The sequence below is a fragment of the Desulfobacter sp. genome (assembly GCA_028768545.1).
Taxonomy (GTDB): Bacteria; Desulfobacterota; Desulfobacteria; order Desulfobacterales; family Desulfobacteraceae; genus Desulfobacter.
The window spans coordinates 4,049,028-4,075,128 of record CP054838.1 but is presented as its reverse complement, the minus strand read 5'-3'; the positions used below and the strand labels follow the sequence as shown (position 1 = coordinate 4,075,128).

The following is a 26,101-nucleotide window of genomic DNA, read 5'->3' as shown; positions in this document are numbered from 1 at the left end:
GCTGTCGTGACAAAGGGCAGGTTGGCTGCAAGGCAGTTTAGGGCATTTATGCCGCCTTTATCTCCTGACTGACTGCCTTGGGTTGTCGCGGCCTTGCGGCCCGGCAGACGATTCGGCTTTCATTGCCGGACATGTAACATCCTTGTTCTCCCGGGTCCTGGTTTGCCATTCCAGGACCCGGGAAGACCAAGGTTATCTGTCCATGGGACAATAATCATATCTTGGAAATTGACGTTTTGCCGGACAATGGTTCACAGGGCAGGTCCGGATTAAATCGTCCAGAGGCAGCTTGGGACGTTTCCTGTTCTGGGTTTGTTCCTTGATCCATTGTTTGGCAATGGATTCTGTCTGGGCGACCCCCAGTTCCAGGGTCTTTTTTCCACAGCAATGAACATATTCGCAAAATAATTTATATGGTCCTTTCATTGTGTATCCTCAACCGATTACAATTGATATTTGATTGCCGGACAAACCATACGCCTGGTGATATGGCGCTGTCAAGCAAAGTCAAGAGGGTCTGCCTGATTTCAGGCCATGGCATCTGTTTCTTCTTAACAGGGGCCAATGGAACTTTTAAGATTGTAAAAGATTAAATCAGGGAAAAGATCATTTATGAATACATTTTTTCCTGTTTAAGCTATAATTGCTTGACATTCTTTTTACTAAAGAAATAATGTTTGATATACACCAAGAGATACAACCGGGAAATAAATTCATAGAAAACCCATAAGAAAATTTAAAGGCTGGTGTTTTGGAACAGGACAATCTGTTTAAGATTTTGACCATTGATGATGAGTTTTATATACGTCAAAGTATCCGAACCTATCTGGAGGATTACGGGTATATTGTTTTTGAGGCAGAAAATGGCCAAAAAGGGATTGAGGTTTTTGACAGGGAACTGCCGGATCTTGTGCTTTTGGATTTGAGGATGCCTGAGATGGACGGGCTTCAAGCGCTTGAAATTTTAAAAGCCCGGTCACCGGAGACCCCCCTGGTGGTGGCCTCGGGCACAGGAAATATGACCTCGGTTGTTGAGGCGCTTCGGCTCGGGGCCTGGGACTATATTTTCAAACCCATTCAAGATATGGATGTATTAAAGCATGCCATTGAAAAATGTCTTAAGGAGAGCCGCCTTAAAAAAGAAAACAGGGAATACCAGGAGCGGCTGGAGGAACTGGTCCAGGAGCGGACCGTGGCGCTTGAAAAAAGCGAGCAGCGTTATAAGGCTGTGTTTGAGCATACCGGAGCGGCCATTATTATTGAACCGGACAATACCGTATCCATGGTCAACTCGAAGTTTGCCCAGATTGTTGGAATGGACCGGAAAGATATTGAGGGTCAAAAGAAATGGCAGGATTTTGTTTCTGAACAGGATGTGGATATCATGGCCAATCTTCTTGAAACTCAAAAAAGGAAAAAGCCATGGACGGATACTATTTTACAATATGAGTTAAAAATTATGTCAGCCACGGACGGGATAAAATTTGTTTATGTCAGCCTTGGCCTGATTCCAGGCACCGGCCGGCTGGTGGCCTCCCTTTTGGATATCACCGAGAAAAAACAGGCAGAACAGCGGTGGCTGAGCCTGGAAAAACAATTGCGCAAGGCCCAGAAGATGGAAGCGATCGGGACATTGGCAGGGGGGATTGCCCATGACCTGAACAATATTTTAAGCCCGGTTTTGGGGTATGCCGATATGATTATGCGCACGGCTGAAACCGGGAGCCCGGTATTTGAACGGAGTGAAAAAATTCAAAAGGCTGCCCTCAGGGCTGCCGACCTGGTCAGCCAGGTGCTGACCTTTAACCGGGGCCAGGTGCTGACCTTTAACCGGGGCATAGAAGAGGAAAAACGCAGAATAAAACTGCACCCGGTGATCAGAGAGGTCATTAAACTCCTGCGAGGCTCCATTCCGTCAACCATCCGTATTATTGATAAAATTGATAGAAATTGTGATGCTGTCCTGGCCGATCCCACCCAGATTCACCAGGTGGTGATGAACCTGTGCACCAATGCCTACCATGCCATGGAAGACACCGGGGGGGAACTGATTGTCGAACTTCGCCAGGCTGAGTTGACCCCGGCGGATATGCTGGCCTACCCGAATCTGTCCACGGGGGCAGGCACCTATCTGATTCTTGAGGTCTGCGATACGGGGTGCGGCATGACCGAGGATGTTGTGGAACGAATATTTGATCCTTATTTTACAACCAAAGAGGACGGCAAAGGCACCGGCCTTGGCCTGGCAACGGCCTATAGCATTATTCAGTCCTGCCAGGGGGAGATCCAGGTTAAAACCCAGCCGGGGCAGGGCAGCTGTTTTTCTGTTTTTATTCCTGCGGTTAAAGCGGAAAAAGAAAAAGCAGAGCTCTCCAAGATCAAAGGGGGGGGGCATGGTTGGCAGAGGCGAACACCTTCTGGTGGTGGATGATGACCATGATATTGCCGCCATGTGCAAGGAGGGGTTTGAAATTTTAGGGTATCAGGTGGATGTTTTTACCTCGAGTACCCAGGCCCTTGAATATTTTAAAACCTGTTACCAGGATATCGACCTTGTGGTAACCGACCAGACCATGCCTGAAATGACAGGCATTGAACTGGCCCGGGAAATGATGGACATCTGGCCTGATCTGCTGGTGATTCTCTGTTCCGGATATGCGGCCTCTATCAACAATGAGGCGGTTGTCAAGGCAGGGATCCAGCGGTTTGTCATGAAACCGGTTACCGTGGATTTATTGTCCAGGGACATACAAATGCTGCTCAACCCCCAGGCCGTCTAATCCTGGAGATGACGAGCAGATGTTTAAATTTGAGGAAGACTTATGGTTCAATTTGAAGAAAAGTTGTTTATTATTCTTGATGATGAACAAAGTATTCGTCAGAGTATTGCCTCCTTCCTTGAAGACGAAGGCCACCGGGTGCTTTGCGCGGAAAGTACGGAATCTGCTCTGGAATTGGTGAAAAAACATGATGTGGATGCGGCCGTGGTGGATATAAGGCTTCCGGGCGAGGACGGAAATTGTTTTATGCTCCAAGCAAGGCGCATCAGTCAAAGAATGAAATTTGTCATCCATACGGGATCCGCTGATTATACCCCCCCTGAAGCGGTTTTGGCCTTAGGTATTACCAAGGAAGATGTATTGATCAAACCGGTCAAAGATTTGAATATCATTCTTGATGCCCTTAAACAATAACAGACCCAAATAAAACGAGGACAGCTTGATATATGAATGATACAGGTAAAAAAATACTTGTAATTGATGATGAGGTCTATATCCGGGATTCTGTTATTGGGTTTTTGGAAGATTTCGGGTTTGAGGTCGTTGAGGCGGAAAATGGGCAGGCAGGCCTGGAACAATTTGAAAAAGAACACCCGGATCTTATCCTGTGTGACTTGCGAATGCCAGTGATGGACGGCCTGGAGGTACTGGCCCGGATCCGGGATAAAAATGAAAATATTCCTATTATCATTGTATCCGGAGCCGGTAATATTGCAGATACGGTTGAGGCCCTGCGTTTGGGGGCCTGGGATTATATTATCAAACCCATCCAGGATATGAATGTCTTGTTCCATGCCGTAGATAAGGCCTTTGAGCGAAAACAGCTCATAGAGGACAGGGCCAGGGATCAGCAGGACCTTGAAGCAGCCAACCAGGAATTAAAAGTCTCTCTGGATACCCTTGAACAGGCCAGGGATCAATTGGTTCAGTCCGAGAAAATGGCGGCATTAGGTGAGCTTGTGGCAGGCGTTGCCCATGAGATCAATACCCCGGTCGGTGTGGGCGTGACAGCGGCCTCGTTTCTGGATGCCAAAACCCGGGATTTTTTCAAACTCTATGAATCTGGAGAGCTTAAATGCAGTGAACTGGAAAATTATCTGGGCACGGTTCAGGAAGTTTCCAATTCCATCCTCATTAACATGGAGCGGGCCGCCGAGCTGATTTCCAGCTTCAAACAGGTGGCTGTGGACCAGTCCAGCGAGAAACCCAGGCGGTTTAACCTCAAGGAATATGTGGATGAAGTCCTTTTGAGCCTGAGGCCCAGGTATAAAAAAACCAGCCATACCATCAATGTTTCTTGCCCCGATGATATTGAAATCACCTCTTATCCCGGTGCCTTTTCCCAGATTTTAAACAATTTGATTACCAATTCCCTGATCCATGGGTTCAAGGAGATGGAAATCGGAGAAATGGGGATTGACATTTTTTGGAAAAACAAGGACCTGGTCTTTATTTACAAGGACAATGGATGCGGCATGGACGAGGCTCAAAAGGAAAAAACCTTTGATCCCTTTTTCACCACCATGCGGGGCAAGGGCGGTACCGGACTTGGCATGTCCATTGTGTTTAATCTGGTGACACAGACCCTGAAAGGGACCATGAACCTTGATACTAAGGTGGGAAAAGGGGTGAAGTTTACCATGGTTTTTTCAAAATTGGGCGAATAAAAAGAGTCAATGCAAATTTTAAATCCCTCCAAATGGTATCTTCATCCGGTATTTATCTTTGCCTGTTCTATTTTTGCTTTGGCCACTTTTTTGGTGCTGACCGTGGGGCTGTACATGGAGATCCGGTCTGTCCTTGAAATTGTTGCCCTTAAATTAAGTGTGGATCCCCAGTCTGTTTTTCCCTCAAAAACCGGGATGACCATCCTGGTGCTCACCCTGCTGATCACCGTTGTTTTGGCCGGTATTCTTTTGGCCTTTATCTATTACCAGAAAACCGTAAACCTGTTTCGTCTCCAGCATAATTTTATTTATAATTTTACCCATGAACTTAAAACTCCGGTCACTTCCCTGCGAATTTACCTTGAAACCTTTATTCGTCACCCCATGGAGCCTTTGGATGTTAAAAAATACAGTGAGAATATGCTCAAGGACATTGACCGGCTCACGGAAAATATTGACCGGATTTTGAATCTGGCCCGAATTGAAAGCCAGAATTTTGGGTCAAAGGTGACAAGGGACAGTCTGGTCACCCTGGTTGAAGCCTTTTGCGATAAAAATAAATCCATATTCAGGGATATGGATATTCAGATTGAAAACTCCAGCCAGGGACAATTTCAATACCCGGTGAACCTGTTTTTGTTTGAAATTTTGCTCATGAATCTCCTGGCCAATGCCATTAAATATAATGAAAGCCAAACCCCCCGGCTGAAAATTGTATTCAAAAGCTATCTTCAGAAAATCACCATTGATTTTATTGATAACGGGATCGGCGTAGATAAAAAAGAAGCCAAAAAGATTTTCCGTAAATTTTACCAGACCGGCAGGAACAATGCCGACAATGTCAACGGGTCCGGCCTTGGCCTCTATCTTGTATCCAGTATTGCCATGATCCATGGATGGCGGGCATCTGTATCCAGCGAAGGCAAAGGAAAGGGATCAAAATTCACCATCACCATCCCACGGGCAAGTATTGCCAGTGTCAGAGAGAGAAAGCTATGGAAGCGGTTGAGAAAAAGCGTATTCTGGTCATAGAGGATGAGGCGCATATTGCTGACGGTATTCAGTTGAACCTGACCCTACAGGGGTATGAAACAGCCATTGCACCCGACGGGATAGAGGGTCTTGAAAAATGGAGAACCTGGCATCCGGATCTTATTGTTTTAGATATCATGCTGCCCATGATAGACGGATTTTCCATCTTAAAAACCATCCGCCAGGAAGACGACAAAATACCGGTGTTGATTTTATCAGCCCGGGGGGATACCTGTGACAAGGTCAAAGGATTGAGGTACGGGGTGGATGATTATCTGTCAAAACCCTTTGACCTGGAGGAATTTCTTCTCCGGGTTTCCCGGCTGTTAAAGAAAAAAGAGTGGTACACCCCGGAGAAAAAAGAACAAAATAAGACTTGCTCCCTGTTTGAAGGAGATGCCTATTGTTTTGGGGAAAATCAAATTAATTTTATCACCTTTGAAGCCAATTGCGTTGCAGGGCAGATCATACTCACCGAGCAGGAGGTCACCCTGCTGAAAATTTTCATTGCCCACAAGGGCCGTCCTTTGTCCAGGGAAATGCTGCTCAATGCCGGGTGGGGCTATTCAAGGGACACCTCTACCCGCACCGTGGATAATTTTATTGTCCGATTCCGAAAATATTTTGAGCCCAAGCCCAAAAAACCCGTGTATTTTAAAAGCCGCAGGTCGGTCGGATATATTTTTGACCATGATTAAAGCGGTTCATGGCATGGTTTTTTCAAAGATGGTTTTTTCCTGAAACCATGCTCAGGATAAAATCATGGGCAAGTTCCCAGGACCTGCAGTCCAGGTTCTGGTCTCTGCCTTGGTCAAATATTTTGTTCTGGAGAACTTCCACTTCAAGCAGGCTTTTGTTGAATCCTTTGCGGATATACTTAAGGTAGGCTTCTTTTAAGGTCCACCGGCAAAATATATCCAAAGGGGACTTGCCCATATCCTGGATTTCCCTGGATGTGAATGCCGTGTTTAGGAAAAATTTGTCCGGCCTTGGGCCTAACGCTTCAATATCAATTCCCATGCGGGTGTTTGATCTTTTTGCCAGGGCAGCTCCCGTATAAATGCCCGAATGGGACAGGGAAACACAAATATCGGGAAAGGCTTTGAAAAAAGGCGCACCTTCGGGCATGTATCGGATTTGGATATCCTTAAGCCCATGGTCTGGCAGTAAAAATTTTTGTCCTAAAGATTTGAGGGCAAATCTTCCGCAAAGCCATTCGATCTGTTTTTTTCATTGCCTTAAATTGATTCAGCCGGTCAAGTTCCCGGTCACTCAGAAATTGTTCTTTAAAATCATTTTGTGAAAAAGGCCTTGGCCGGCTCGTGGCATAGGCATGATCCAGGGCCTGTTTCAACAGATACTTTACCAGCGCCGGGATGAGATGTACCTGGATCTCAATGCCATGGGCAGGGGAAAAGGCGACCATGGTCCCTATTTGTCCTCTATCCATAGATTCAGACCCTTGTCAGGTGCTCGGGGTTGATCATTTTATAATCCCCTGGTCCTGGGTCAAAAGGAAAAGGGGGATAAATTTGGGATCAAGTTCTGACAGGGGAACATGTCCGTACTCTTCTTCCACCTCTTGGATCAGGCTGTACAAAACCACCTGCAGGGATGGGTCCAGGTCTTTTTCACTAATGTTTGAGGATTGGGCCGCCCAGATGGCAAGGTCCCTTGACCGGGTTTCGTCAATGGTGGTTTTCCCTTTGAACAGATCTTGAAAAAAGGCTGAGAATGTCTCCATGGGAACCGGGGCAAGACTGAATTCTCCCTTTTTGTCCAGCTCGGTTCGGTTTCTGAGCCACAATGTCAGAATCAGGCTTTTATAGGTGAGCACCCCTTGGGTAAAACTGTTCATATCAAGGTCAAGGCCCCTCAGAAATGTATCCAGGCTGATGATCTGGGATAAGATCCGTTCTGTGGACCGGATATCCTTGAGGGAGGAAAAATCCCGGTAGAGTTCCTTGTCCGCATAGTTGGCAAAAAACATGGGGCGCTGGATGAGCAGGCCGCCGATCACCCCGAGATAGGATTCGTCCAGAAAATTTAAGGGCAAATTGTTTTTATTGATAAAACTTCGTTCATACCAGGCTTTGGCCCTGGTTCTGATCTGGATCCTGGCCTTGGAGCCTGTCCTGAAAATATCTTCCAGAAAACAGGTGTTGATCAGGCGGGCAGCATCTTCTGTCTTTGGGGGGTGTTTTAAAAGCACCTCAAGACCCAGGCTGAGAAACGCCATGGTTTTGTTTATGGTTTTTTTTACGGCATCTTTGTGCTGGATCTTCACCCTGTCTGCGGTAATGACTTTATTGATCAGGGCTGCAATTTCATTGTCCAGCATCAAGGCCTCTTTTTCCGCAAGGCCTAAGGCCCGGACAAAAAGATTGTCTCCCTGGATAAACTGGGTAAAGAATAGGGGCGGATGGGGGATGTCCCGGTCAAGGGACTGCCCCTGGCCGGCCATCTTCGGACGGTGTCTGATCCGGGGGGTTGGCTGATAAATGCCCACAGCTTCATGAAAGGGTAAAAATCCTTTTTCCGCAAGCCGCAAATTTTTGAGTCTGAACTGTTCCTCTTCGGTTTCTGCGGGCAGCAGGGCCGGTGTTTCAAGAAGCAGGCCGTGGAAGACGGAAAGATCCATTTCAGCCAGGGCCTTGAGCATATTTTCAATGAGTTCAGGCGCCTCTTCATCCAGGGGATGATCCCCAGTTAGGGGGTCTTCCTGCCCATCCTGTTGGGTCTGCCGGCCTGGAAACCTAAAGTAGAATTTGTCGTCCAGGGTGATATAGTCGTCAAAATCCGAAGGCGGAAGCTCATCATGTTCCCGTACAAAAATACTGATATTGTGAAAGAGAAAAAATTCAATATAATCGGGTTTTTTCGTAATCGTCCACCTGAGCAGACGCTGGGGATCTGCCTTGTAAAGGAGGGCAAATACCTGGGTCATCATAACCGGATCCAGGCGGTCATCATCCCAGACCTCCATGTCAAGGATATATTCCCATTGGTCGGAGTTGGCCATGGCCAGCACCGGGGTGAAATCATGAACCCCGATTTTATGCATGAGATAGTATAAATCCTGGTCTGGGAAGGACTGGATCAGGGTGGCAGGGGACGGGGCGTCCAAGATCAGGTCCAAGGCTTTTTCTGAATCGCTGAACAAAATTTTTTTTCTCTGGTCCTGGCGCTTGAGTTCCTGACGGGCAATGTTGGCAAGTTTATGGGATTGGCTCATGGCGTGTTCTCTTTTGAATTAATTCGGTTTTTGCAGATATCTATATAATGCCCCAGGCAAGGATCCTTGTCAAAGGGGATAAAAAAAGAAAGGGCCTTTGAAAATTGGGCCTGATTCATCAGGCAGACCCCCATACAGACACAAAGGTCCTTGTGTCCCGGAAAATGTGCTAATCCGTTTTCAAGACAATGAACGGCTTTAGAAAAAAGTTTTGCCTTTTGATGGATCATGGCAAGGCCCAGGTATGCTCTGGGGTCGGGGTGGTATTCAAACGCTTTTTCAAACAGGGCCAGGGCGGTTTTGTCCGGATCTTTTATCCGGGGGTCATTTGAATATTCCCCGTGGGAAAAGGTCAGGGCAAGACGGGAGAGAAAATCAGCATGAAAGGGGAACAACTCCTTGTCCTGTTTGAAATCAATTTGGGCGGCAAATTGTTCCACCTTGGTGAAAAAAGCGGATCTTAAACGGTCTCCATAGGATTTAACGCAGGTAAAATCCAGATCTTTATCCACCTTAAACCAGGGCAGGTCTTCGATTTGCTGATACCAGATATCATCGTTGACCCATCCTTTTTCAACGGCCCGGGTGTACAGATGGGTGCCCGGAAAAATGACCAGCATGTAAAATACCGTGCTCAGAGGGCCTAAGCGTTCCATCAACTCAATGCTTTGGTCGATGGTGGCCTGGTTTTCACCCGGGGATCCGTAGATAAAATAGGCCCTGGGCAGGATGCCGTGGGCTTTGACCAGGTCAAAGGCGCGGACGCAGATGTCATTGTCAATGGGTTTTCCCAAGGTTTTTCTGATTTTGGCAGACCCCGATTCTACCCCAAAGCTGATCTGTATGCATCCGGCCTTTCGCATGGATTTGAGCAGATATGCATCAATATAATCCACCCGTGAAATGGCATTCCAGGTAATGGAAAGGCCGGCGGTGATGATGTTTTCGCACAGCTCGATCACCGCTTCTCGATCCATGGTAAAGGTGTCATCGGAAATATAAAAATGGGAGACCCCTTTTCGGGCCAGGGTTTTTATCTCTTCAAAAAACCAACCTGCCGAATGTCGGCGGATGTCGGCGGATCCCCAGAATTTCGGAGATCCGCAAAAGGTGCATTTGCCCGGGCAGCCCCGGGACATGGACAAATGCTGGAAAACAAAATATTTTGAAGGATGAACCAGGGTATCCAGATCCTTGAGCAGTTGAGCCGGGCCTGTATCCACCCGGCCTGTTTTTCGCCTGATCACAAGGCCCGGGATCTGGTCAAAAGACTGGGGGAGCCTTTTTTTGTCCGGATGAATCCTGCCGGCCTTTACCGCCGTGATCATGGCGGTAAAACTGGTTTCTCCCTCGCCTTGTACTATGATATCAAGAGCCGGGCAGGCCTTGAAAAAATGTTCCCCCATAAAGGTGGGGGCGGGCCCGCCAAAAACAAGAATGGTTTGGGGCAAAAGTTTTCTGGCCGCAGTTGCACAGGCCATTGCATTGATCCGGCTGGGGTTGGTCACGGAAAACCCAATGATATCCGGCGGCTCTGTTTTAATATATTTTTTGAACACGGACAAAGGATTAGCCTTGCCTTGTTGGCCCGGGTCAGGGGGGGCATCGCCCAGGTCAGCCAGGTTCAGAATGTTAGCGGTCATTTTTTGTTCCAGTGCCTGGGCCGCCAGATAGTAGAGGCCGATGGGAACAATTTTTGCGTCGTCATCTGTGATCCGCTGGTCCAGACAGGCTGGATTGACTAAAAGAATTTTCACCGGATTAAAAGGCTTTAACAATCAGGTCGGCCGTTTTTCGTTTGGGCACGTGGTGGACTGATGAGTCATCCCGCCAGTATTTTATATCACCCTGGTCTTCCAGGTCATCGATTATAACCCTTTCAACAGGCTTGCCCAGGGCAATGACCAGCTTGACCTCTAAATGGTCGGCAATGCCCAGAAAATTGCTGAGTTTTTTAATATTGATGGCCCCGAACATACAGCCGGCAAGTCCCTGGGCCCGTGCGCCCAGCAGCATGGTCTGGGCGGCAATTCCGTAGTCGCACCAGAATTTGTCTGCAATGGATAAATCGCCTAGAACAACGATATAGCCTGTGGGCTGTTCTTTTTTTTCAGGCCCCTTCCAGTCCTTGAGATAGGCGGCCCAGGTCAGACAGGAAAAAATCTGGTCATTTTTTATTGGGTCTACCGAAAGAATGTATTTTAAGGGCTGTTTATTGGCTGCTGAGGCGGTATGTCGGGCCAGGTCCACCAGATTTTCCAGGGTGCTTAAATTAAGCTTGAAATCATTGTCGAATCGTCTGCAGGACCGGTTTGATTTGACCAGCGCTTTGAAATCCTCCATGGAGTTCTCCTTATTTTTTACACGGTTCCCTGATAAATCTGGGCATGTTGATGTCAATCCAGTCCAGGATCTTGTCCATTTCCTGGGTGATTTGTGTTAAGGCTTTTCCCCTGTGGCTGACCCTGGCTTTTTCTTCCATGGAAAGCTGGGCAAAGGTTTTGTCGAGTTCTGGGAAATAAAAGATGGGATCATATCCAAATCCGTTTTCACCCTGGGGTTTTCGGGTCAAGACCCCTTCACACCGGGCTTCATAAGTCAGAGCTGGTCCTGTGGGGATGGCAATGGAGATCACACATTCAAATGCTGCTTTGCGGTTTTCTTCATCTTTTAAGGCCTCAAGGAGTTTGGCAAGGTTTTGGGCATCGGTTGCATCTTCACCGGCATACCGCGCAGAATAGACACCCGGAGCATTGTCCAGGGCCTCCACGCACAGACCTGAATCATCTGCCAGGGCAGGGTATCCCAGGACTCTGGCTGTAAAGGAGGCTTTTTTGTAGGCATTGTCGTCAAAAGTTTCTCCATCTTCAATGACTTCCGGGATAGGACCGAAATCAGAAAGATTTTTAATTTCAACAGGATACTCTTTGAGAACGTTCTGAATCTCCCTGGTTTTATTTTGATTGGTCGAGGCCAGTACAATGATCTGTTTCACGTGATAACTCCTTTTTTGGCAATTGAGGGGGCTCATTAAAATTTGGGCTTAATATAAGTATGTCCCCAGGGTTTGTAAAGTAGTGGAATCTGGGCCTGGCCGATTTGTCCCGGAAGAGTCGAATCTGAAAATTTATCTTTGTCCGGGGGGAAAAGATAGGATAGAGGAATTCACAGGGCGGGTCATGCCCGGGCAAGTTCTTTTTTAATGGCCAGCCCTATTTTTTCAAGGGTATAGGGCTTTTTCAGATACTGACCCGCCCCCAGGGCCATGGTCTTTTTAACCTGGCGGGTTTGGGAAAATCCGCTGGCAATCACGGCTTTCTGGTCGGGTTTGAATTGAATGATTCTGGTAAAGGTTTCCAAACCGTCAATGCCCGGATCCATGATCATGTCCAACAGCACAAGGTCTGCGGAATGTTTTTTCAAAAACTGCACCGCCTCTTCCCCGCTTCCCACATCAATCGGATCATAGCCGAGCCGTTTAAGGGCAATCAGGGCAATCTGCCGCTGGTGGTCCACATCATCCACAATGAGGATTCTTTCTTTGTTGCCCATAAGCGCTTTAAAGTCAACGGGGTCTATGGACGTCTCGACCAGGTCGTCCGTGACCGGGAAATAAAGGTCAAACCGGGTTCCCTTGCCCGGGGTTGAAGACACATCAATATACCCGTCATGGTCCTGAACCGTTCCCCATACAACGGCCATGCCAAGGCCTGTGCCGGAACGTCCCATCACTTTTTTAGTGAAAAAAGGTTCAAAAATCCGTTTGACGTCTTCAGGGCAAATGCCTTCTCCCTGGTCTTCCACTGTCAGGACCAGATAGTCCCCTTCATGGACACGATCATACCCTTTTACCGGTTTTTCCAAATGCTGGTTACGGGTTGAAATCTGAATGACCCCGCCTTCTTTCTGGGCTTCGGCAGCATTGGAGATCAGGTTCATCACGGTTTTTTGGAGATGGATGGCTGATCCTTTCAACTGGGGGGCTGTGGCCTTGATATGGGTTTTAACTGATACATGGGGATGGAAGGAGAGAATTTTTTCATATTCAGGCATCCGTAAAAAGTCCTGTACAATTTCGTTGAGATCCACCACCTCCCGGGTAACGACCCCCCGCCGGGACAGGGTGAGCAGGTCCTGAACGATCTCCGTGGCCCTTAATCCTGAAGACTGGATGACCTTAAGGCCCTTGGCAATCGGGCTTTTTTCAGGAAGATCCATGAGCAAAAGGTCCGGATAGGTGACAATACCTGACAAAACATTGTTTAAATCGTGTGCCACACCGCCTGCCAGCAGGCCCAAGGCTTCCATTTTTTGGGAGCGGTTGAGCCGGTCTTCCAATTCCTTTTCCCTTTGGGCAATGGCTTTTTGTTCGGAAATATCCCTGAAAATGCCGATGATTTTTTCAGGCTTGTCCTGATCATCCCTGACCAGCCGGGCATTGATTGAACAGGTTCGAATTTCTCCTGATTTGTCCATCAGGTCGAGCTCATATCCTGAAACCTGATTTTCCTTGATCAAAAGATCAAAGATAAAGGGTCGGTCTTGGGGAATCTGATATACTTCATTGATGGCCTTTCCACGGATTTCTGTCTGGACATAGGAAGAGACCTGCTCAATTGAGGGGGATATTTCAAGGATGGTGCCTTCAAGGCTGGATTCAAAATAGACATCCAGGATATTTTCAAATATTTGCCGGTGCTTTTTTTCAGAAACCGAAAGTTCGATCAAAGATTTGTGCAGCCCGGTCAGGACAATGGTGACCAGCATGGTGGACAAGATGTTGAGCAGCATGAAGTTGGCAGAGATGACCACCCATTTCATGCCTGGATTTACCTTGGCAATATCCCAGGATTTGAACCCGAACTGGGCCATCAGTTCTGTTTGGTGAACCTGGATCAAAATTCCCACAAAAAGAATGGTCAATCCGTTTAGGACCAATGCCCAGACAGAGGGCTTTGTCCCCATGAGCACTCCGGTGAGGATGGGGAAAAAAAACAGCCACAAAGGGCCTGCACCAAATGGACCCAGGGTAAAAAGCAGGATAAGCCCCAGAACGTATGATATCCCGGCCATGGCAGCGGCCCTGAAGGTGTAAGAAAGGGAGGGCTTGAAAAAAAGAAAAAGGCCAAAACCCAGTATCAGGGTGTCAGCCCCAGCCACCATCCACAAGGATTCTTTGATGGAAAGATAAACGCTGGGTATCCAGGTGAGAGATCCCAGAAGGGCAATGGTCAAAAGCAGGGAGAGCAATACCCGTTCCTGCCAATAGTGGATACCGTTTTGTGCTGTCAGGTGCGCCGGCGTGGTTTTTTTAATGATAAATTGTTTAATGGTACCCATTATGAACCAGGTCAGCCTTATGGAATATATATTTTATTTTCATGTTTTTTTATAATACTTTTTTGGATAACTGCCAGGGATCATACCATTTATTTTAGGGGATTGCCATGGTTTGTTCCCATGTTTCCAGCCGTTACCGGGTGGGGTTTGGATCCGGGTACAGGGTGTGATATCATGTTCAAATGAAAAACACCCGGTATTCAACCATTTTTTTATTTGCCGGCCAGGGGGCTCAATACCAGGGCATGGGTGCTGGCCTCTATCGGGCAGAGCCTGTTTTCAAGTCCTGGATGGATGCATTGGATCAGATTCCAAGGCAGCAGGGATTAGGCTCTGTGGTGAATTTTTTATATGGCAGGCCCCAAATGGATATTATTTCCTGTGTTACCGGACAGTTGCTCTGCCCTGTGGATCTTGATATTTTGGTCAGAATCGGAGCAACGCCGGTGCTTTTTTCAAAGGCCTTGAACTTCCTGGCCCTGGGATTGACCCAAGGGCCAGAGCCTTTTTCCGGATTTGTGAACATTTACGACCTTGGGCCCGGAGGGGCGATGTCAGGATTTGTCCGCCAGAACAAGAGGCTTTCGGGGAAAATTAAAATTTTCAGGACTTTGACCCGGGTGAAAAATGAAATCCGAAACTTAAACAAGGTGAAAAAGGAAGAAATTCAAAGATGAGAGCTGTTCTTTTTCCCGGCCAGGGGTCCCAGAAAAAAGGGATGGGCCAAGACCTGTTTGACCAGTTTGACTCTCTTGTCAGCCAGGCCGACCAAATTCTGGGGTTTTCCGTCAGGGAGGTCTGTTTGTCTGATCCGGCAAAAAAAATGGATCTTACCCAATATACCCAGCCTTTAATGTTTGTGGTCAATGCCATGGCCTATGCTGAGCAAGAAAAAAAAAGGATTCCCCCCCCTTGTTTCCTGGCCGGCCACAGCCTGGGGGAGTACAATGCCCTGGCCGCCTCAGGGGCCATTGATTTTTCCACCGGGCTGAAACTGGTTCAAAAAAGGGGGCGGCTCATGGCCAATGCGAAAAACGGGGGCATGGCCGCCATCATCGGGCCGGGGCCCGATAAGATCCGGGACTGCCTTGAGACCAACAAGATGACGGATATTGAAATCGCCAATTTCAATACCCCGTCCCAGACCGTTGTTTCAGGTCTTCGGGAGCGGATTGAGGCTGCCAAACCCTTGTTTGAACAGATGGCCGGCACCCGGTATGTAATTCTCAAGGTCTCAGGCGCGTTTCATGCCTCGTTCATGAAGCCGGCCGCCCTTGAGTTCAAGGCATATCTGGACCGGTTTTCCTTTGGCCGGCCAAAGATTCCCGTAATCTCCAATGTTTTGGCAAAACCCTATCCCCGGGATGAAATCAAAGCACTGCTCTGGCGCCAGATGATTTCTCCTGTGCGCTGGATGGACTCTGTTCGCTACATGGCAGGACAGGGAACCACGACCTTTGTGGAAACAGGGCCGGGACGGGTGTTGACCCGTATGATACCCCCGATTTTAAAAGGCCGCGAATCATGATTTCGTTGGATTCAGACCAGGTTCATCTTTTTTATGTCAAAGCAGACAAGATCAATGACACAGCTCTGTTAAAAGAATATGAGTCTGTGCTTTCAAGGGAGGAACGTGAAAAAGTGGGCCGGTACCGATTTGAAAAGGACCGTCACCTGAGTCTTGTGAGCCGGGCCCTGGTGCGGTATCTGCTCTCAGCCTATACGGGCAGGGCGCCTGAATATTTTTCTTTTTTTTGCAACTCTTTTGGCAAGCCCGCCATTTTAAAGGAACAGGCAGACCGGCTGGGGTTGGATATTAAGTTCAACCTTTCCCACACCCCGGGAGCGGTGGTTCTGGGCCTTGGCATCACCCATGAGATCGGGGTGGATGTGGAGCAGGTGGACAGATCCATAAGCCTTGGGGTGGCAGACCGCTTTTTTTCAAAAAAAGAGGCGGAGATGGTCCGTCAATATTCCGGGTCAAGACGCCATCAGATTCTTTTTGATATCTGGACTTTAAAAGAGGCCTATATCAAGGCCAGGGCCAAGGGGTTGTCCATCCCTCTGGACAGTTTTTCCTTTGATTTGGGACCTCAAGACAGGATCAAATTTACAGACCCGGCCGGAACAGGGGAGGGGTGGCAGTTTTTCAGATGGCGGCCAGGTCAAAACCTGACCATTGCCGCAGCCGTTGAAAGCCGATTTCCCATTAATTTTAGCCATTATCATTGTGTTCCTTTTGACAGGATTCAGCCGGTCTGAAGGTCCGGGCCCTGCTGAAATGGCTTTCAAGGGGGTAAACATCCGATAGGGCTCAGTTCCGGGGCTGAAGCAGTGCCGTTCAATTGTCAAAACCTGATATTCCCGGAGATCAACCAACGCTTTTTGCCATGGCGGGGCTGGCGGGTTGACAAGGGAAAATGGAACTGGTATGACCTCTTACCAGAAACAATTTATTTTATGAGGACCACATGCCTTTATTGGAACAGATGGAAAAACCCTTGAAACCGGCCGAGTTTGCAGAGCGCAAGATCCTTGAAGCCATTTTGGACAGATCCTATGAACCCGGGGACGCTCTGCCCGGAGAGCGGGTTTTGGCCCAGAGTCTCGGGGTGACCCGGCCCACGCTCAGGGAGACCCTGCAGCGTCTTGCAAGGGAAGGCTGGGTCACCATTGCCCATGGTAAGCCTACCCGGGTAAATGATTATTTATCCCAGGGGGGATTGGGTATTTTAACCACCCTGGCCAAGTATGGGGATTATCTTTCCTGGGATATGGTTCTGCATCTGCTCAAGGCAAGGTGCATGATTCTTCCGGGAGCTGCGCGGCAGGCGGTGGAAAACGATCCCATGGCCATTGTTGAATTTTTAGATACCGGGCTGCCCACCTCTCTTGATCCGGCCTCTTTTGCCCGGTTTGACTGGGAGCTTCAGACCTTGATGGTGAAAACGGCAAAGAATCCGGTATTGATAATGATATTCAACGATTTTGCACGGGTATACCATCTTCTTGGGGAAGGGTATTTTATGATGAAAAAAGCAGAAAAAAGCTCTCGCCAATATTATTCAGACCTTAAAATGGCCATAGAAAAGGGCGAGGACGTTTATGGTCTGGTTGAATCGGCAATGGTCCAGGCCCATGACCTCTGGGAGGCTGAACATGAGGATGAATGATATTGATTCTGCCTATGACCTGGTGATCGTGGGCGGCGGGGTGACAGGTGCCGGGGTGTTTCACCGGGCTGTTCACCTGGGGCTAAAACTCTTGCTGGTGGAATCCCAGGATTTTGCCTGGGGCACCTCCAGCCGATCTTCTAAAATGGTCCACGGGGGACTGCGTTACCTTAAAGAGGGAAAATTTTTGTTGACACGGTCTGCCGTCAAGGAGCGCCAGCGAATGCTTTCGGCCTATCCCGGCCTGGTTACCCCTTTGGATTTTATCATGCCCATCTATAAAAATTACGGGCCCTCTAAAACCACTATTAAAACCGGGCTTTCCATCTATAGCCTCATGGCAGGGCAGCGCCAGCATTGTTTTTTTAACCGGGAGACCACCCTGGAAATGGTCCGGGGAATTTGTCCGGATGCGTTGGCATCAAGCGTGGGGTTTATGGATGCCCAGGTGGATGATGCCCGTTTGGTACTCCGGTTGATTTTTGATGCCTGCGACATGGGCGGGCATGCCTTAAATTATACCGCTGCCGTGAAAATTGACCGGGACAGACAGGGCCGGGTCAGGGCGGTGCAGATCAAAGAGGCTGATACCGGAAACCAAAGACAGATTGCAACTTCCGTGGTGATCAACGCCACAGGTGCCTTTGCAGAAAAACTTCATCCCTCTCCGGTTAAAGGGTTTCACATTCGGCCCCTGAGGGGGAGTCATTTGATTTTTCCGGGTGACAGTCTTGACTTGGATCGGGTGATTTCATTTATCCATCCCAGAGACAGGCGGCCGGTCTTTCTTTTTCCATGGGAAGGCTGCCTTGTGCTCGGCACCACAGACATGGATTTTAAGGGAAATCTGGAACAGGATCCGTCCATCACAAACCAGGAGATTGATTACCTCATGGAAGGACTGGGGTTTATTTTCCCCCACCTTGACTTGGGCGTTGACAATGCCCTGTCATCCATTTGCGGAGTCAGGCCGGTGCTGAGCAAAAAGAAAAAACAGGCATCAAAGGAGTCCCGAGAGCATGTGGTATGGAAGGATAAGGGGCTTGTCACGGTGACCGGAGGGAAACTGACCACCTTCAGCCTGCTTGCAAAAGATGCCCTACGGGCCGCAGGCGCCTGGCTGCCAAAGCCTGAAAAAGGAAAAAAACCGCAGGACCATTTGAAATGGCATTCTGGCAGGTTGGGGTTAAGCCCTGGTCAATTGTTGAGACTTCAGGGCCGCTACGGTGCCAGGGCAGAGGCCATGACAGATCTGTTCAATTCCCGGGCAAGTGAATGTGTGGGATCCTCCCATACCCTGTGGGCAGAACTGATTCACGGGGCAAGGGCAGAACAGGTTCGCCATCTGTCTGACCTGCTTCTCCGGCGAGTGCGGATCGGCCTGGTTTTGCCCAATGGGGGAATGGACATCATGGACAGGATCCAAAAACAGGTCTCCCCCTTTCTGGACTGGGACCCGGACCAATGGAAAACAGAAATCTTAAATTACAAGCAGTTGTGGGACCGGGCCTATTCCCCCCGGCCCGGACAGGGGTGATATGACAACTAAAACCATATTGGCCGTTGACTGCGGCACCCAGAGCCTCAGGGCCCTTGTGTTCAGCCTGGAGGGCAGGATGCTTGCCAACGAGAAAATTGAGTATCCTCCCTATGTCAGCCCGGGGCCGGGACTGGCAGAGCAGGACCCTAAAATTTATTGGGACAGCCTGGTAAACGCCTGCCGGATTTTAAAGGAGAAAACCCCTGAACTCATTGCCTCCCTTGCAGGGGTGGGGGTGACCTCCCAGCGGGCCACCATGATCAATGTGGACGAGGAGGGTAGGGTGCTGAGGCCGGCCATTGTCTGGCTGGACCAGCGGGTGGCCCAACCTGAGTTTGCCGTCTCGGGCCTGCTCAATGCCGGTGTGAAACTGGCCGGCCTTGAGACAAAACTCATGGAGGCCCAGGCCCAGGGTAAGTGCAATTGGATTCGTCAGAATCAGCCGGATATCTGGGAGGCCACCCATAAATACCTCCAGGTCTCAGGGTTTTTAAATTTTAAGCTCACCCGCAATTTTGCAGATGCAACCGCCTCCCAGATCGGGCATCTTCCCTTTGATTATAAAAGACAAAAATGGTCCGGGACCTGGGGGCTGACCCGCAAGCTTTTTCCCGTGGAAGCATCTAAACTGCCTCGCCTGGTCCCTTCCGGAGAAATTTTAGGGCGAACAACCCAGGAGGCTTGCGATTTGACCGGCATTCCGGCCAATATTCCCGTGGTGGCCTGCGGGTCGGATAAAGGATGTGAAACCCTGGGCTCCGGCGTGGTGGACCAGACCATGATTTCGTTGAGTTTCGGCACCACGGCCACGGTTCAGACCACAACAAAAAAATATTTTGAAGCCATCCCTCTGATGCCCCCCTATCCTGCACCTGTTCCCGGGTGCTATAACCCTGAGGTGGAGATTTTCAGGGGGTTCTGGATGATTTCATGGTTTAAAAAGGAGTTTGCCCAAAAAGAGGTGGAAACAGCCCATGCTTTGGGGATTGCTCCTGAACAATTATTGGATCAATGCCTGGAAAGAACGCCTCCCGGTGCCATGGGCCTTTTGGTCCAGCCCTATTGGGGGCCGGGCCTGGATCATCCCAATGCCAAGGGTGCCATGATCGGGTTTGGAGATGTCCATACCAAGGATCATGTCTACCGGGCCGTGATCGAGGGCCTGGGATTTGCCCTGCTCGAAGGCATGGAACGTATCCAGGCCAAGGGCCGGGTAAAGGTTCGTCAGGCCGTTCTGTCAGGGGGAGCTTCCCAGAGCAACGCCATCTGCCAGATTGCCGCAGATATTTTTAACCTGCCCATGGTCAAGGCGGCCACCCATGAAACCTCCGGCCTGGGGGCTGCCGTGCTAACGGCCAAAGGAATCGGTGCCTATGACAGTATTTGCTCGGCAGCATCAAACATGACACGGCCTGCCAGGCAATTTACCCCCAATCCAGACCATGTCAGTATTTATGCGGATTTGTACCAGCGGGTATACAAAAAAATGTACAAGTCCCTTTCCCCTTTATACCGAGATATTCAAGCCATAACAGGATATCCTGAAAAATGAAAAAAAAATCCCAAGAGACTCCCCAATGGATAGAAACCTTACCTGAACCCAATTCTTTTCGTTCTGTTTTTAAATGGGGCGCCCCTGATGCCTTTAAAAATCCCAGCTCAGGATTTTTAAAGGTGATCCAAAAGGGTCTTGCCATGGCAGACACGGATTTTGCCGTCACCTCTGGTACAGGGGAGGGGGCTGTACCCCAAGATCTGCCGTCTGCCCTGAATCCCAAGGCGGTCCAGGCCATAGAAAAGGTGGTGGGCCGGGAAAACATTTCCCTGGCCGGATATGAAAGGCTCAAATATGCTTCCGGCAAAGCCATGGAAGATTTAATGCGGTTGAGGCAGGAACGGGTGGAAACAATCTGCGATCTGGTGGTCCATCCCAGGTCCAGGGCGGATGTGGCAGGGGTGGTAAACATCTGTCACAAACATAAGATCCCGGTTCATGTCTACGGGGGGGGGAGTTCAGTCACCTTTGGGCTCTCTTGTCCCAGGGGCGGGGTGATCCTGGTGATGTCCACCCACATGAACCAATTGATTGAGTTTAATGAGACAGATCAGACCATTGTTGTGGAGCCGGGCATGATGGGGCCTGTTTACGAAGAGATGCTGAATCAGGCACCCAAGATCCTTGGCGCTCAAAAGGCCTATACCGGAGGGCATTTTCCCCAAAGTTTTGAATTTTCCTCTGTGGGCGGCTGGATCGCAGCCTTGGGATCGGGCCAGGCCTCCTCATTGTACGGGGATGCTGCCGATCTGGTCATTGCCCAGGAATATGTGACCCCGGCGGGCAGTTTTAAGACCCTTGCCTATCCTGCAACTGCCACAGGCCCTAAAGTCAACGAGATTATGAAAGGAAGCGAAGGCAGTTTCGGGGTTCTGGTTTCCCTTACCCTGAAAGTCTTTGAATATCTGCCCCAAAATAATAATCAGTTTGCCTTTATGTTTCCGGATTTTAAGTCTGCCGTGAAAGCCGGGCGGACGATCAGCCAGGGCCGGTTCGGCATGCCGGCCATTTTCAGGATATCCGATGCAGAAGAAACAGATGTGGCCATGGAAATGTACCACCTTGAAGGGGGGATTTTAGACAAAATTCTTAAATTTAAGGGGATGAAAAAAGGCAGCCGCTGTCTTGTCATGGGCCAGGCTGAAGGTGAAAAAGGATTTGCAGATAATGTCACAAGGCAGGTGAAAAAAATTTCACGGCAGCACAAAGGGATGTATCTTACCGGCTATCCCATGAAAAAATGGTATCACGGCAGGTTCTCAGATCCCTATATGAGGGATGCCCTCAATGACTACGGGGTGCTGATCGACACTTTGGAATGCTCGACTAGCTGGGAAAATCTTCACCATCTTCACCAAGAGGTCAGGGCCGTGGTAAAGGCAAGGCCGGATACCATCTGCATGACCCATGCCTCCCATTTCTATGGACAGGGCACCAATCTGTATTTTATTTTTATTACCCGGATGACCGAGATTGAGTCCTTTAGAGTTTATCAGCAGTCCATTCTTGATGCCATTGAACGGGCCGGGGGATCTTTGAGCCACCACCACGGGGTGGGCCGGATGATGGCCCCGTTTATGGAACGTCATTTGGGAAAGCAGCAGATGGATATCTTAAGGGCCCTTAAGGCACATCTGGATCCAAACGGGATTATGAATCCCGGGGGGCTGGGTCTGGGGGGATGATCTGTTTTCCTTTGTTTGAAAAATAGTGTGTGGCCAGAATAGTGCCTTTTGCGTTTAGAGGCGCCCAATTCAAGGATGGAAAATTTTATTCTTCGGTTTAGAAAAATCCTGAAAACGGATTGGCCAGTTTTTTTTCAACCTGGTTTTGTTTTGCCAGACGTTCCATATTCTGGCCTAAAAGGTCCATGCAGTGGTCAATGGATTCATTGATCTCTAGGATTTTGTCATCGGACTTGATCATATCAAAAAAGGCTTTGACCACCTTGGGATCAAACCGGGAGCCGACCCCCTGTTTTAATTGGGTCAATGCTTGGGCCAAATCTTTTTTCGGGATGTCGGGGCGGCCTGTGATCATGGTTTCAAATGCATTGCAAAGGGTAAGAATCCTTGCCCCCAAAGGAATGTCTTCCCCTTTTTTACCCTCGTGATATCCTTTACCGTTGAATAATTCATGATGGGAGCGGACCAGGGGCGCGATTTCCCCTAAGAATGTCAAAGGGCCTAGAATATCCGCCCCGATGACCGGATGCTGCCGGATCAGGTCCATCTCTTTTTCAGAGAGCCTGCCCAAGTGGTCAAGAATTTTATCCCGGGTTCCGATTTTTCCGATATCGTGGAGGATGCCTGCATTGTGGATCAGATCCGCCTCTTTTTTGTTGAGCCCCATCTGCAGGGCCGTGGCCTTGGCCAGCCTTGCCACGGTAAGGGAGTGGCCGTGGGTGACAGGGTCCCTTGCCTCAATGGCCAGGGCAAATCCCTGGATGATCTGGCCGTAAAGATCCAGCATTTTTTTGTCATATCCAAAGGCTTTTTCAAGGGCAATGGCCCCTTGTTCCCCGAGGGCCGAGAGAAGCTCCAGTTCCGTTTTGTCCAGGGTCTGGTTTCCGGTGAAATATACGGCCAAAAGCCCTTTATACGGGCCGGTGATATCAAAATACTGACCTGTTATGGCATTGATAAGATGTTTGCCCAGCCGTTCCAGGTCGGGTATTCGCTGATCATTTCTGGCATCGGTGATGGCAATGGGGTCAAGGGTTTGGGGGTCAAACAAAGTCATTAGGGTTGGAAAATCAACCCTGGACAGGCTTTGATAGTCAAATCCATGGCTGATCTTGGTCTGGATTTTTTCCTGGGCAGTGTTGAGAATCCAGAAAATGGCCCCTTTGGCCCTAAGAATTTTGGTGATATTTTCCACAATACAGACCAGGATGTCCGTGGTGGCGGTGTTGGCATGGATCTGTTTGCTGACCTGGGCAAAGAGTCTGAAATAGGCTTTGTAACGATGGTTTTCCAAGTCTTCATTCCTCCGGGAAGCGCCCTGATTACAAGGGAGCATGGGCGCTGGTCCATATCTATTAAAAATTTATCAATTAAAAAAGTTCAGCCATGCCTGGTTATAGGTTTTGACCATTTTTTTCTGGAATTGGACCACAACATCCAACGTCCGGTGTAATTGTTTTTTTTGTTTTGAATCGAGAATGGATATGTCAACCCAATTATGGTCCAGCTCTTTTTTAGTCTTGTCCAGGTGGGAGATGAGTTTGATCCGGGTCAAAAAGACAAAGGCATGGGTAAGGGTGTCAAATTCAGTCTGGGTGAGAATGCTTTCATCCCTGAGCCGTTCCAACCGTTTGAGGGTCGAGGGAATCTGGATGCCATGGTTTACGGCAAAGAGCCTGGCACCGTTAACAATGTGGGCAATGGCCTGGGTCTTGATGTTGAAACAGGATTTGCACCCGGGTTTTTGTCGGGTATTGATCCGGTTGAACCGGGTTTTCGGGGCGGCAAATAATTGGTCGTCCCGGACCAGAAGATGGCTGGCCGAAGAATGGGCATTAAAGTTTTGAAATACCCTGGCATGGAGTGTGGCAGCCAGGCGCCGGTCTCCGAAAATGGCTTTGAAATCCAGGAGAATGGTCAGCTTTCGGACAGCATCCGGATCTGTGGACCCCACCCAATTGTCCAGGGCCCTAAGCCAATGGCCCAAGGGTCTGCACCAGTCCGGATTTGTGGCCATGACATTGCCTTTGCAAAGGGTGAATCCAAATTGATCAAGCCCCTGGGTCACTTCCCGGGCAAGTGCCTTAAAATAGTCAAATGCGATTGTTTTATTCTCTTTTGACGGGTCGGCATAGATCAGGGCATTGTCCTGGTCCGTACGGACAACCTGTTCTCCTCTGGCATCAGAGCCCATGGAAATCCAGCAGAAGGGCAGGGGCGGGACCATATTGTTTCGGATTTCAAGTTCATTGATTTTGTCCTGAATAATTCTGGAGGTGACCATGGTGTTGAAATGGGATACCCGGTCAAGCAATAGATTCAGGGCCAAGCCTTTTCCCTGCGTGTCCCGGTGATTGAGCCAGGCCAGGATCCACTGGTCCATGCGGTCTGCAATTTGAGTGCTTTCAAAGGAAAGATCATTATGGCTGACAGATGAAATCAATCTGTCATAATCAGCGTCCATACACGAATCCTCTGGTTGTAAATTGGGGGATTCTGTTTGTCTGAACAATTTCCTTTTCAGGTCCATATTGTTTTTCTCCGGACAATGATCACAAGGCGATTTTTTAATACTAGCATGTTCCAAAAATCTGTGCAAGCAAAGAGGTTGGGGCGCCAGGGCTCACGCATGTAAATATTGTAAAGTGCCTATAGTTTGGGAATGTTCAGAATTCTGTGTCACGGTTTCGGTTCCCGGATCTGCCTCAGCGCCAGCGGAAGTAAAAGTCAGGTCCGAGAATGGGCCTTCAATCAGCCACGTCGGAGGAGTTGATTTTTGCTGGAGTGGAGTTCCTGGAACCATCTTTTCCATCTGTAAATAAATCCCTATCAAATTCCCAGCTCTTTATCCAGCCGGCCTTCAAAGAAAATTGCCAACTGGGAAATTGTCAGTGACCAATTTTGAATCGGCATTGTCCATTTTTTACTGGCGTTCTGGATCCCCATGTAAAGCAGCTTTAACAGGCTGTCCTGGTTCGGGAATGATCCCTTTGTTTTGGTCAGTTTTCGAAACTGTCGATGCACAGCCTCAATGGTATTTGTGGTGTATATTATCCGTCGAATCTCTTCTGGATATTTAAAGAAATGACTGAGGCGTTCCCAGTTGTTCCGCCAGGATTTTATCACAATCGGGTATTTGTCATTCCATTTATTTTCCAAGATATCCAGTTCTTCTTCGGCCAGATCCTTATTGACCGCTTTATAAACACGTTTTAGATCTGCCATAAATTCCTTTTTATTTTTGGAACCAACGTATTTCAATGAATTTCGGATCTGGTGGACTACGCAGAGTTGAACTTCTGTGTCCGGGAATATGGTCTCAATGGCCTCGGGAAAACCTTTTAGACCATCAACACAGGCAATCAGGATATCTTTTACCCCTCGGTTTGAAAGGTCTGTTAACACCTGCAGCCAGAAGTTCGCACCCTCATTCTCGGATATGTACAGCCCAAGAACCTCTTTGCGGCCCTCGATATTCACCCCAAGAATTGTGTAAACGGCTTTGCTGGCGACCTTTCCGTTTTCTCGTACTTTATAATGTATGGCATCAAGCCATATGATTGGGTACACATTTTCCAACGGCCTGGCCTGCCATTCTTTGACGGTATAGATGATTTTATCGGTAATGGTGCTCAGAGTGGCATTTGAAATCTCAAGTCCATAGATTTCCTGTAAATGGGAAGCCATATCATTATAACTCATGCCCAGGCCGTAAAGGGCTATTATCTTTCTTTCAATTTCATCGCTGAGCGTTGTCTGATGTTTTTTGACGATCTGTGGAGAGAAGGTTCCGGCCCTGTCACGCGGGGTTTCCAGCTCAAATTTACCATCCAGGGATTTAATGGTCTTTTTGCTTTTTCCATTACGGCGGTTGGCAGAAACTTCCTGCCCGAGATGGGACTCCAACTCTCCTTCAAGAGCAGCTTCAGCAAGATTTTTGATTAATGATGTAAGGACGCCGCCCTTACCTGTGAAGGGTTTACCTTCCTGGATGCCTTTAAGGGCTTTTTGAAAATCAAATTCGGTGTTTTCTTCGGTCATGTCAGTTCTCCTTATTTAGCTGAGTATATCAGCTTTCATTCAACTGACACAGA

General features: G+C 48.7%; 24 protein-coding genes. 13 read left to right on the top strand and 11 right to left on the bottom strand.

Annotated elements, in window-relative coordinates; translation table 11 throughout:
- Positions 1 to 192: 192 nt before the first annotated feature.
- Positions 193 to 426: a hypothetical protein gene (locus HUN05_19710; GenBank protein ID WDP87079.1), complete on the bottom strand. Its 234-nt coding sequence runs from the start codon at positions 424 to 426 to the stop codon at positions 193 to 195.
- A gap of 325 nt (positions 427 to 751) precedes the next feature.
- Between HUN05_19710 and HUN05_19705 the strand changes: the two genes are divergently transcribed.
- The 6 genes from HUN05_19705 to HUN05_19680 are packed head-to-tail and all read left to right on the top strand — an operon-like array spanning position 752 to position 6,177.
- The gene (locus HUN05_19705) at positions 752 to 2,431 is read left to right on the top strand and encodes a response regulator (GenBank protein ID WDP87078.1); all 1,680 of its coding nucleotides are present in this window, start codon (positions 752 to 754) and stop codon (positions 2,429 to 2,431) included.
- Complete coding sequence (locus tag HUN05_19700) at positions 2,394 to 2,780, top strand: response regulator (protein ID WDP87077.1); 387 nt, start codon at positions 2,394 to 2,396, stop codon at positions 2,778 to 2,780. The genes HUN05_19705 and HUN05_19700 overlap by 38 nt, the downstream gene beginning before the upstream one ends.
- A 42-nt stretch (positions 2,781 to 2,822) precedes the next feature.
- A complete protein-coding gene (locus HUN05_19695) occupies positions 2,823 to 3,194 on the top strand; it encodes a response regulator (GenBank protein ID WDP87076.1) in 372 nt (123 codons plus the stop codon).
- Positions 3,195 to 3,226: 32 nt separating this feature from the next.
- Positions 3,227 to 4,447, top strand: a complete 1,221-nt coding sequence (locus tag HUN05_19690) for a response regulator (protein ID WDP87075.1) — start codon at positions 3,227 to 3,229, stop codon at positions 4,445 to 4,447.
- Positions 4,448 to 4,456: 9 nt separating this feature from the next.
- The gene (locus HUN05_19685) at positions 4,457 to 5,479 is read left to right on the top strand and encodes a HAMP domain-containing histidine kinase (protein ID WDP87074.1); all 1,023 of its coding nucleotides are present in this window, start codon (positions 4,457 to 4,459) and stop codon (positions 5,477 to 5,479) included.
- Positions 5,443 to 6,177, top strand: a complete 735-nt coding sequence (locus HUN05_19680) for a response regulator transcription factor (protein WDP87073.1) — start codon at positions 5,443 to 5,445, stop codon at positions 6,175 to 6,177. The genes HUN05_19685 and HUN05_19680 overlap by 37 nt, the downstream gene beginning before the upstream one ends.
- Positions 6,178 to 6,199: 22 nt before the next feature.
- Here HUN05_19680 and HUN05_19675 read toward each other — a convergent pair whose 3' ends face one another.
- From HUN05_19675 to HUN05_19645, 7 genes are all read right to left on the bottom strand, one after another.
- Positions 6,200 to 6,607, bottom strand: a complete 408-nt coding sequence (locus tag HUN05_19675; GenBank protein ID WDP87072.1) for a 4'-phosphopantetheinyl transferase superfamily protein — start codon at positions 6,605 to 6,607, stop codon at positions 6,200 to 6,202.
- Positions 6,608 to 6,626: 19 nt separating this feature from the next.
- Positions 6,627 to 6,905, bottom strand: coding sequence for a hypothetical protein (locus HUN05_19670; GenBank protein WDP87071.1), 279 nt, complete (start codon positions 6,903 to 6,905; stop codon positions 6,627 to 6,629).
- A 57-nt stretch (positions 6,906 to 6,962) separates the two neighbouring features.
- Complete coding sequence (locus tag HUN05_19665) at positions 6,963 to 8,714, bottom strand: hypothetical protein (GenBank protein WDP87070.1); 1,752 nt, start codon at positions 8,712 to 8,714, stop codon at positions 6,963 to 6,965.
- Positions 8,711 to 10,471, bottom strand: coding sequence for a radical SAM protein (locus tag HUN05_19660; protein WDP87069.1), 1,761 nt, complete (start codon positions 10,469 to 10,471; stop codon positions 8,711 to 8,713). Before HUN05_19660 ends, HUN05_19665 begins: the two co-directional genes overlap by 4 nt.
- Positions 10,472 to 10,475: 4 nt before the next feature.
- On the bottom strand, positions 10,476 to 11,057 hold the full coding sequence (locus HUN05_19655; GenBank protein WDP87068.1) for a nitroreductase family protein: 582 nt from the start codon (positions 11,055 to 11,057) through the stop codon (positions 10,476 to 10,478).
- 10 nt (positions 11,058 to 11,067) lie between these two features.
- A complete protein-coding gene (locus HUN05_19650; GenBank protein WDP87067.1) occupies positions 11,068 to 11,709 on the bottom strand; it encodes an XTP/dITP diphosphatase in 642 nt (213 codons plus the stop codon).
- 182 nt (positions 11,710 to 11,891) lie between these two features.
- Positions 11,892 to 14,054, bottom strand: coding sequence for a response regulator (locus tag HUN05_19645; GenBank protein ID WDP87066.1), 2,163 nt, complete (start codon positions 14,052 to 14,054; stop codon positions 11,892 to 11,894).
- Between the two features lie 182 nt (positions 14,055 to 14,236).
- Between HUN05_19645 and HUN05_19640 the strand changes: the two genes are divergently transcribed.
- From HUN05_19640 to HUN05_19610, 7 genes are all read left to right on the top strand, one after another.
- The gene (locus HUN05_19640; GenBank protein WDP87065.1) at positions 14,237 to 14,731 is read left to right on the top strand and encodes an acyltransferase domain-containing protein; all 495 of its coding nucleotides are present in this window, start codon (positions 14,237 to 14,239) and stop codon (positions 14,729 to 14,731) included.
- Positions 14,728 to 15,582 (top strand): ACP S-malonyltransferase, encoded by an 855-nt coding sequence (gene fabD, locus HUN05_19635; protein WDP87064.1) that lies wholly within the window; start codon positions 14,728 to 14,730, stop codon positions 15,580 to 15,582. Before HUN05_19640 ends, fabD begins: the two co-directional genes overlap by 4 nt.
- Positions 15,579 to 16,316, top strand: coding sequence for a 4'-phosphopantetheinyl transferase superfamily protein (locus HUN05_19630; protein WDP87063.1), 738 nt, complete (start codon positions 15,579 to 15,581; stop codon positions 16,314 to 16,316). Before fabD ends, HUN05_19630 begins: the two co-directional genes overlap by 4 nt.
- Positions 16,317 to 16,525: 209 nt before the next feature.
- On the top strand, positions 16,526 to 17,227 hold the full coding sequence (locus HUN05_19625) for a GntR family transcriptional regulator (protein WDP87062.1): 702 nt from the start codon (positions 16,526 to 16,528) through the stop codon (positions 17,225 to 17,227).
- Positions 17,214 to 18,764, top strand: coding sequence for a glycerol-3-phosphate dehydrogenase/oxidase (locus HUN05_19620; protein WDP87061.1), 1,551 nt, complete (start codon positions 17,214 to 17,216; stop codon positions 18,762 to 18,764). The genes HUN05_19625 and HUN05_19620 overlap by 14 nt, the downstream gene beginning before the upstream one ends.
- Before the next feature lies 1 nt (position 18,765).
- Positions 18,766 to 20,319, top strand: a complete 1,554-nt coding sequence (locus HUN05_19615; GenBank protein WDP87060.1) for a carbohydrate kinase — start codon at positions 18,766 to 18,768, stop codon at positions 20,317 to 20,319.
- Positions 20,316 to 22,007 carry an FAD-binding oxidoreductase gene (locus HUN05_19610; protein ID WDP87059.1) on the top strand — a complete coding sequence of 564 codons (1,692 nt, stop codon included), beginning with the start codon at positions 20,316 to 20,318 and terminating at the stop codon, positions 22,005 to 22,007. Before HUN05_19615 ends, HUN05_19610 begins: the two co-directional genes overlap by 4 nt.
- Before the next feature lie 97 nt (positions 22,008 to 22,104).
- Here the strand turns inward: HUN05_19610 and HUN05_19605 are convergent, their stop codons facing one another.
- The 3 genes from HUN05_19605 to HUN05_19595 form a co-directional block, all read right to left on the bottom strand.
- On the bottom strand, positions 22,105 to 23,301 hold the full coding sequence (locus HUN05_19605) for an HD domain-containing protein (GenBank protein WDP87058.1): 1,197 nt from the start codon (positions 23,299 to 23,301) through the stop codon (positions 22,105 to 22,107).
- Positions 23,302 to 23,373: 72 nt separating this feature from the next.
- A complete protein-coding gene (locus tag HUN05_19600) occupies positions 23,374 to 24,471 on the bottom strand; it encodes a hypothetical protein (protein ID WDP87057.1) in 1,098 nt (365 codons plus the stop codon).
- A gap of 365 nt (positions 24,472 to 24,836) precedes the next feature.
- Positions 24,837 to 26,048, bottom strand: coding sequence for an IS256 family transposase (locus tag HUN05_19595; protein WDP87056.1), 1,212 nt, complete (start codon positions 26,046 to 26,048; stop codon positions 24,837 to 24,839).
- Positions 26,049 to 26,101 lie beyond the last annotated feature (53 nt).

Bases quoted from the DNA above. Each gene is read 5' to 3' on its own strand.
- HUN05_19690 (WDP87075.1), top strand. From the start codon at position 3,227: ATGAATGATACAGGTAAAAAAATACTTGTAATTGATGATGAGGTCTAT.
- HUN05_19620 (WDP87061.1), top strand. From the start codon at position 17,214: ATGAGGATGAATGATATTGATTCTGCCTATGACCTGGTGATCGTGGGC.
- HUN05_19710 (WDP87079.1), bottom strand. From the start codon at position 426: ATGAAAGGACCATATAAATTATTTTGCGAATATGTTCATTGCTGTGGA.
- HUN05_19615 (WDP87060.1), top strand. From the start codon at position 18,766: ATGACAACTAAAACCATATTGGCCGTTGACTGCGGCACCCAGAGCCTC.
- HUN05_19670 (WDP87071.1), bottom strand. From the start codon at position 6,905: ATGGTCGCCTTTTCCCCTGCCCATGGCATTGAGATCCAGGTACATCTC.
- HUN05_19680 (WDP87073.1), top strand. From the start codon at position 5,443: ATGGAAGCGGTTGAGAAAAAGCGTATTCTGGTCATAGAGGATGAGGCG.
- HUN05_19600 (WDP87057.1), bottom strand. From the start codon at position 24,471: ATGGACGCTGATTATGACAGATTGATTTCATCTGTCAGCCATAATGAT.
- HUN05_19625 (WDP87062.1), top strand. From the start codon at position 16,526: ATGCCTTTATTGGAACAGATGGAAAAACCCTTGAAACCGGCCGAGTTT.
- HUN05_19630 (WDP87063.1), top strand. From the start codon at position 15,579: ATGATTTCGTTGGATTCAGACCAGGTTCATCTTTTTTATGTCAAAGCA.
- HUN05_19595 (WDP87056.1), bottom strand. From the start codon at position 26,048: ATGACCGAAGAAAACACCGAATTTGATTTTCAAAAAGCCCTTAAAGGC.
- HUN05_19655 (WDP87068.1), bottom strand. From the start codon at position 11,057: ATGGAGGATTTCAAAGCGCTGGTCAAATCAAACCGGTCCTGCAGACGA.
- fabD (WDP87064.1), top strand. From the start codon at position 14,728: ATGAGAGCTGTTCTTTTTCCCGGCCAGGGGTCCCAGAAAAAAGGGATG.
- HUN05_19675 (WDP87072.1), bottom strand. From the start codon at position 6,607: ATGCCCGAAGGTGCGCCTTTTTTCAAAGCCTTTCCCGATATTTGTGTT.
- HUN05_19640 (WDP87065.1), top strand. From the start codon at position 14,237: ATGAAAAACACCCGGTATTCAACCATTTTTTTATTTGCCGGCCAGGGG.
- HUN05_19610 (WDP87059.1), top strand. From the start codon at position 20,316: ATGAAAAAAAAATCCCAAGAGACTCCCCAATGGATAGAAACCTTACCT.
- HUN05_19685 (WDP87074.1), top strand. From the start codon at position 4,457: ATGCAAATTTTAAATCCCTCCAAATGGTATCTTCATCCGGTATTTATC.
- HUN05_19645 (WDP87066.1), bottom strand. From the start codon at position 14,054: ATGGGTACCATTAAACAATTTATCATTAAAAAAACCACGCCGGCGCAC.
- HUN05_19700 (WDP87077.1), top strand. From the start codon at position 2,394: ATGGTTGGCAGAGGCGAACACCTTCTGGTGGTGGATGATGACCATGAT.
- HUN05_19695 (WDP87076.1), top strand. From the start codon at position 2,823: ATGGTTCAATTTGAAGAAAAGTTGTTTATTATTCTTGATGATGAACAA.
- HUN05_19665 (WDP87070.1), bottom strand. From the start codon at position 8,714: ATGAGCCAATCCCATAAACTTGCCAACATTGCCCGTCAGGAACTCAAG.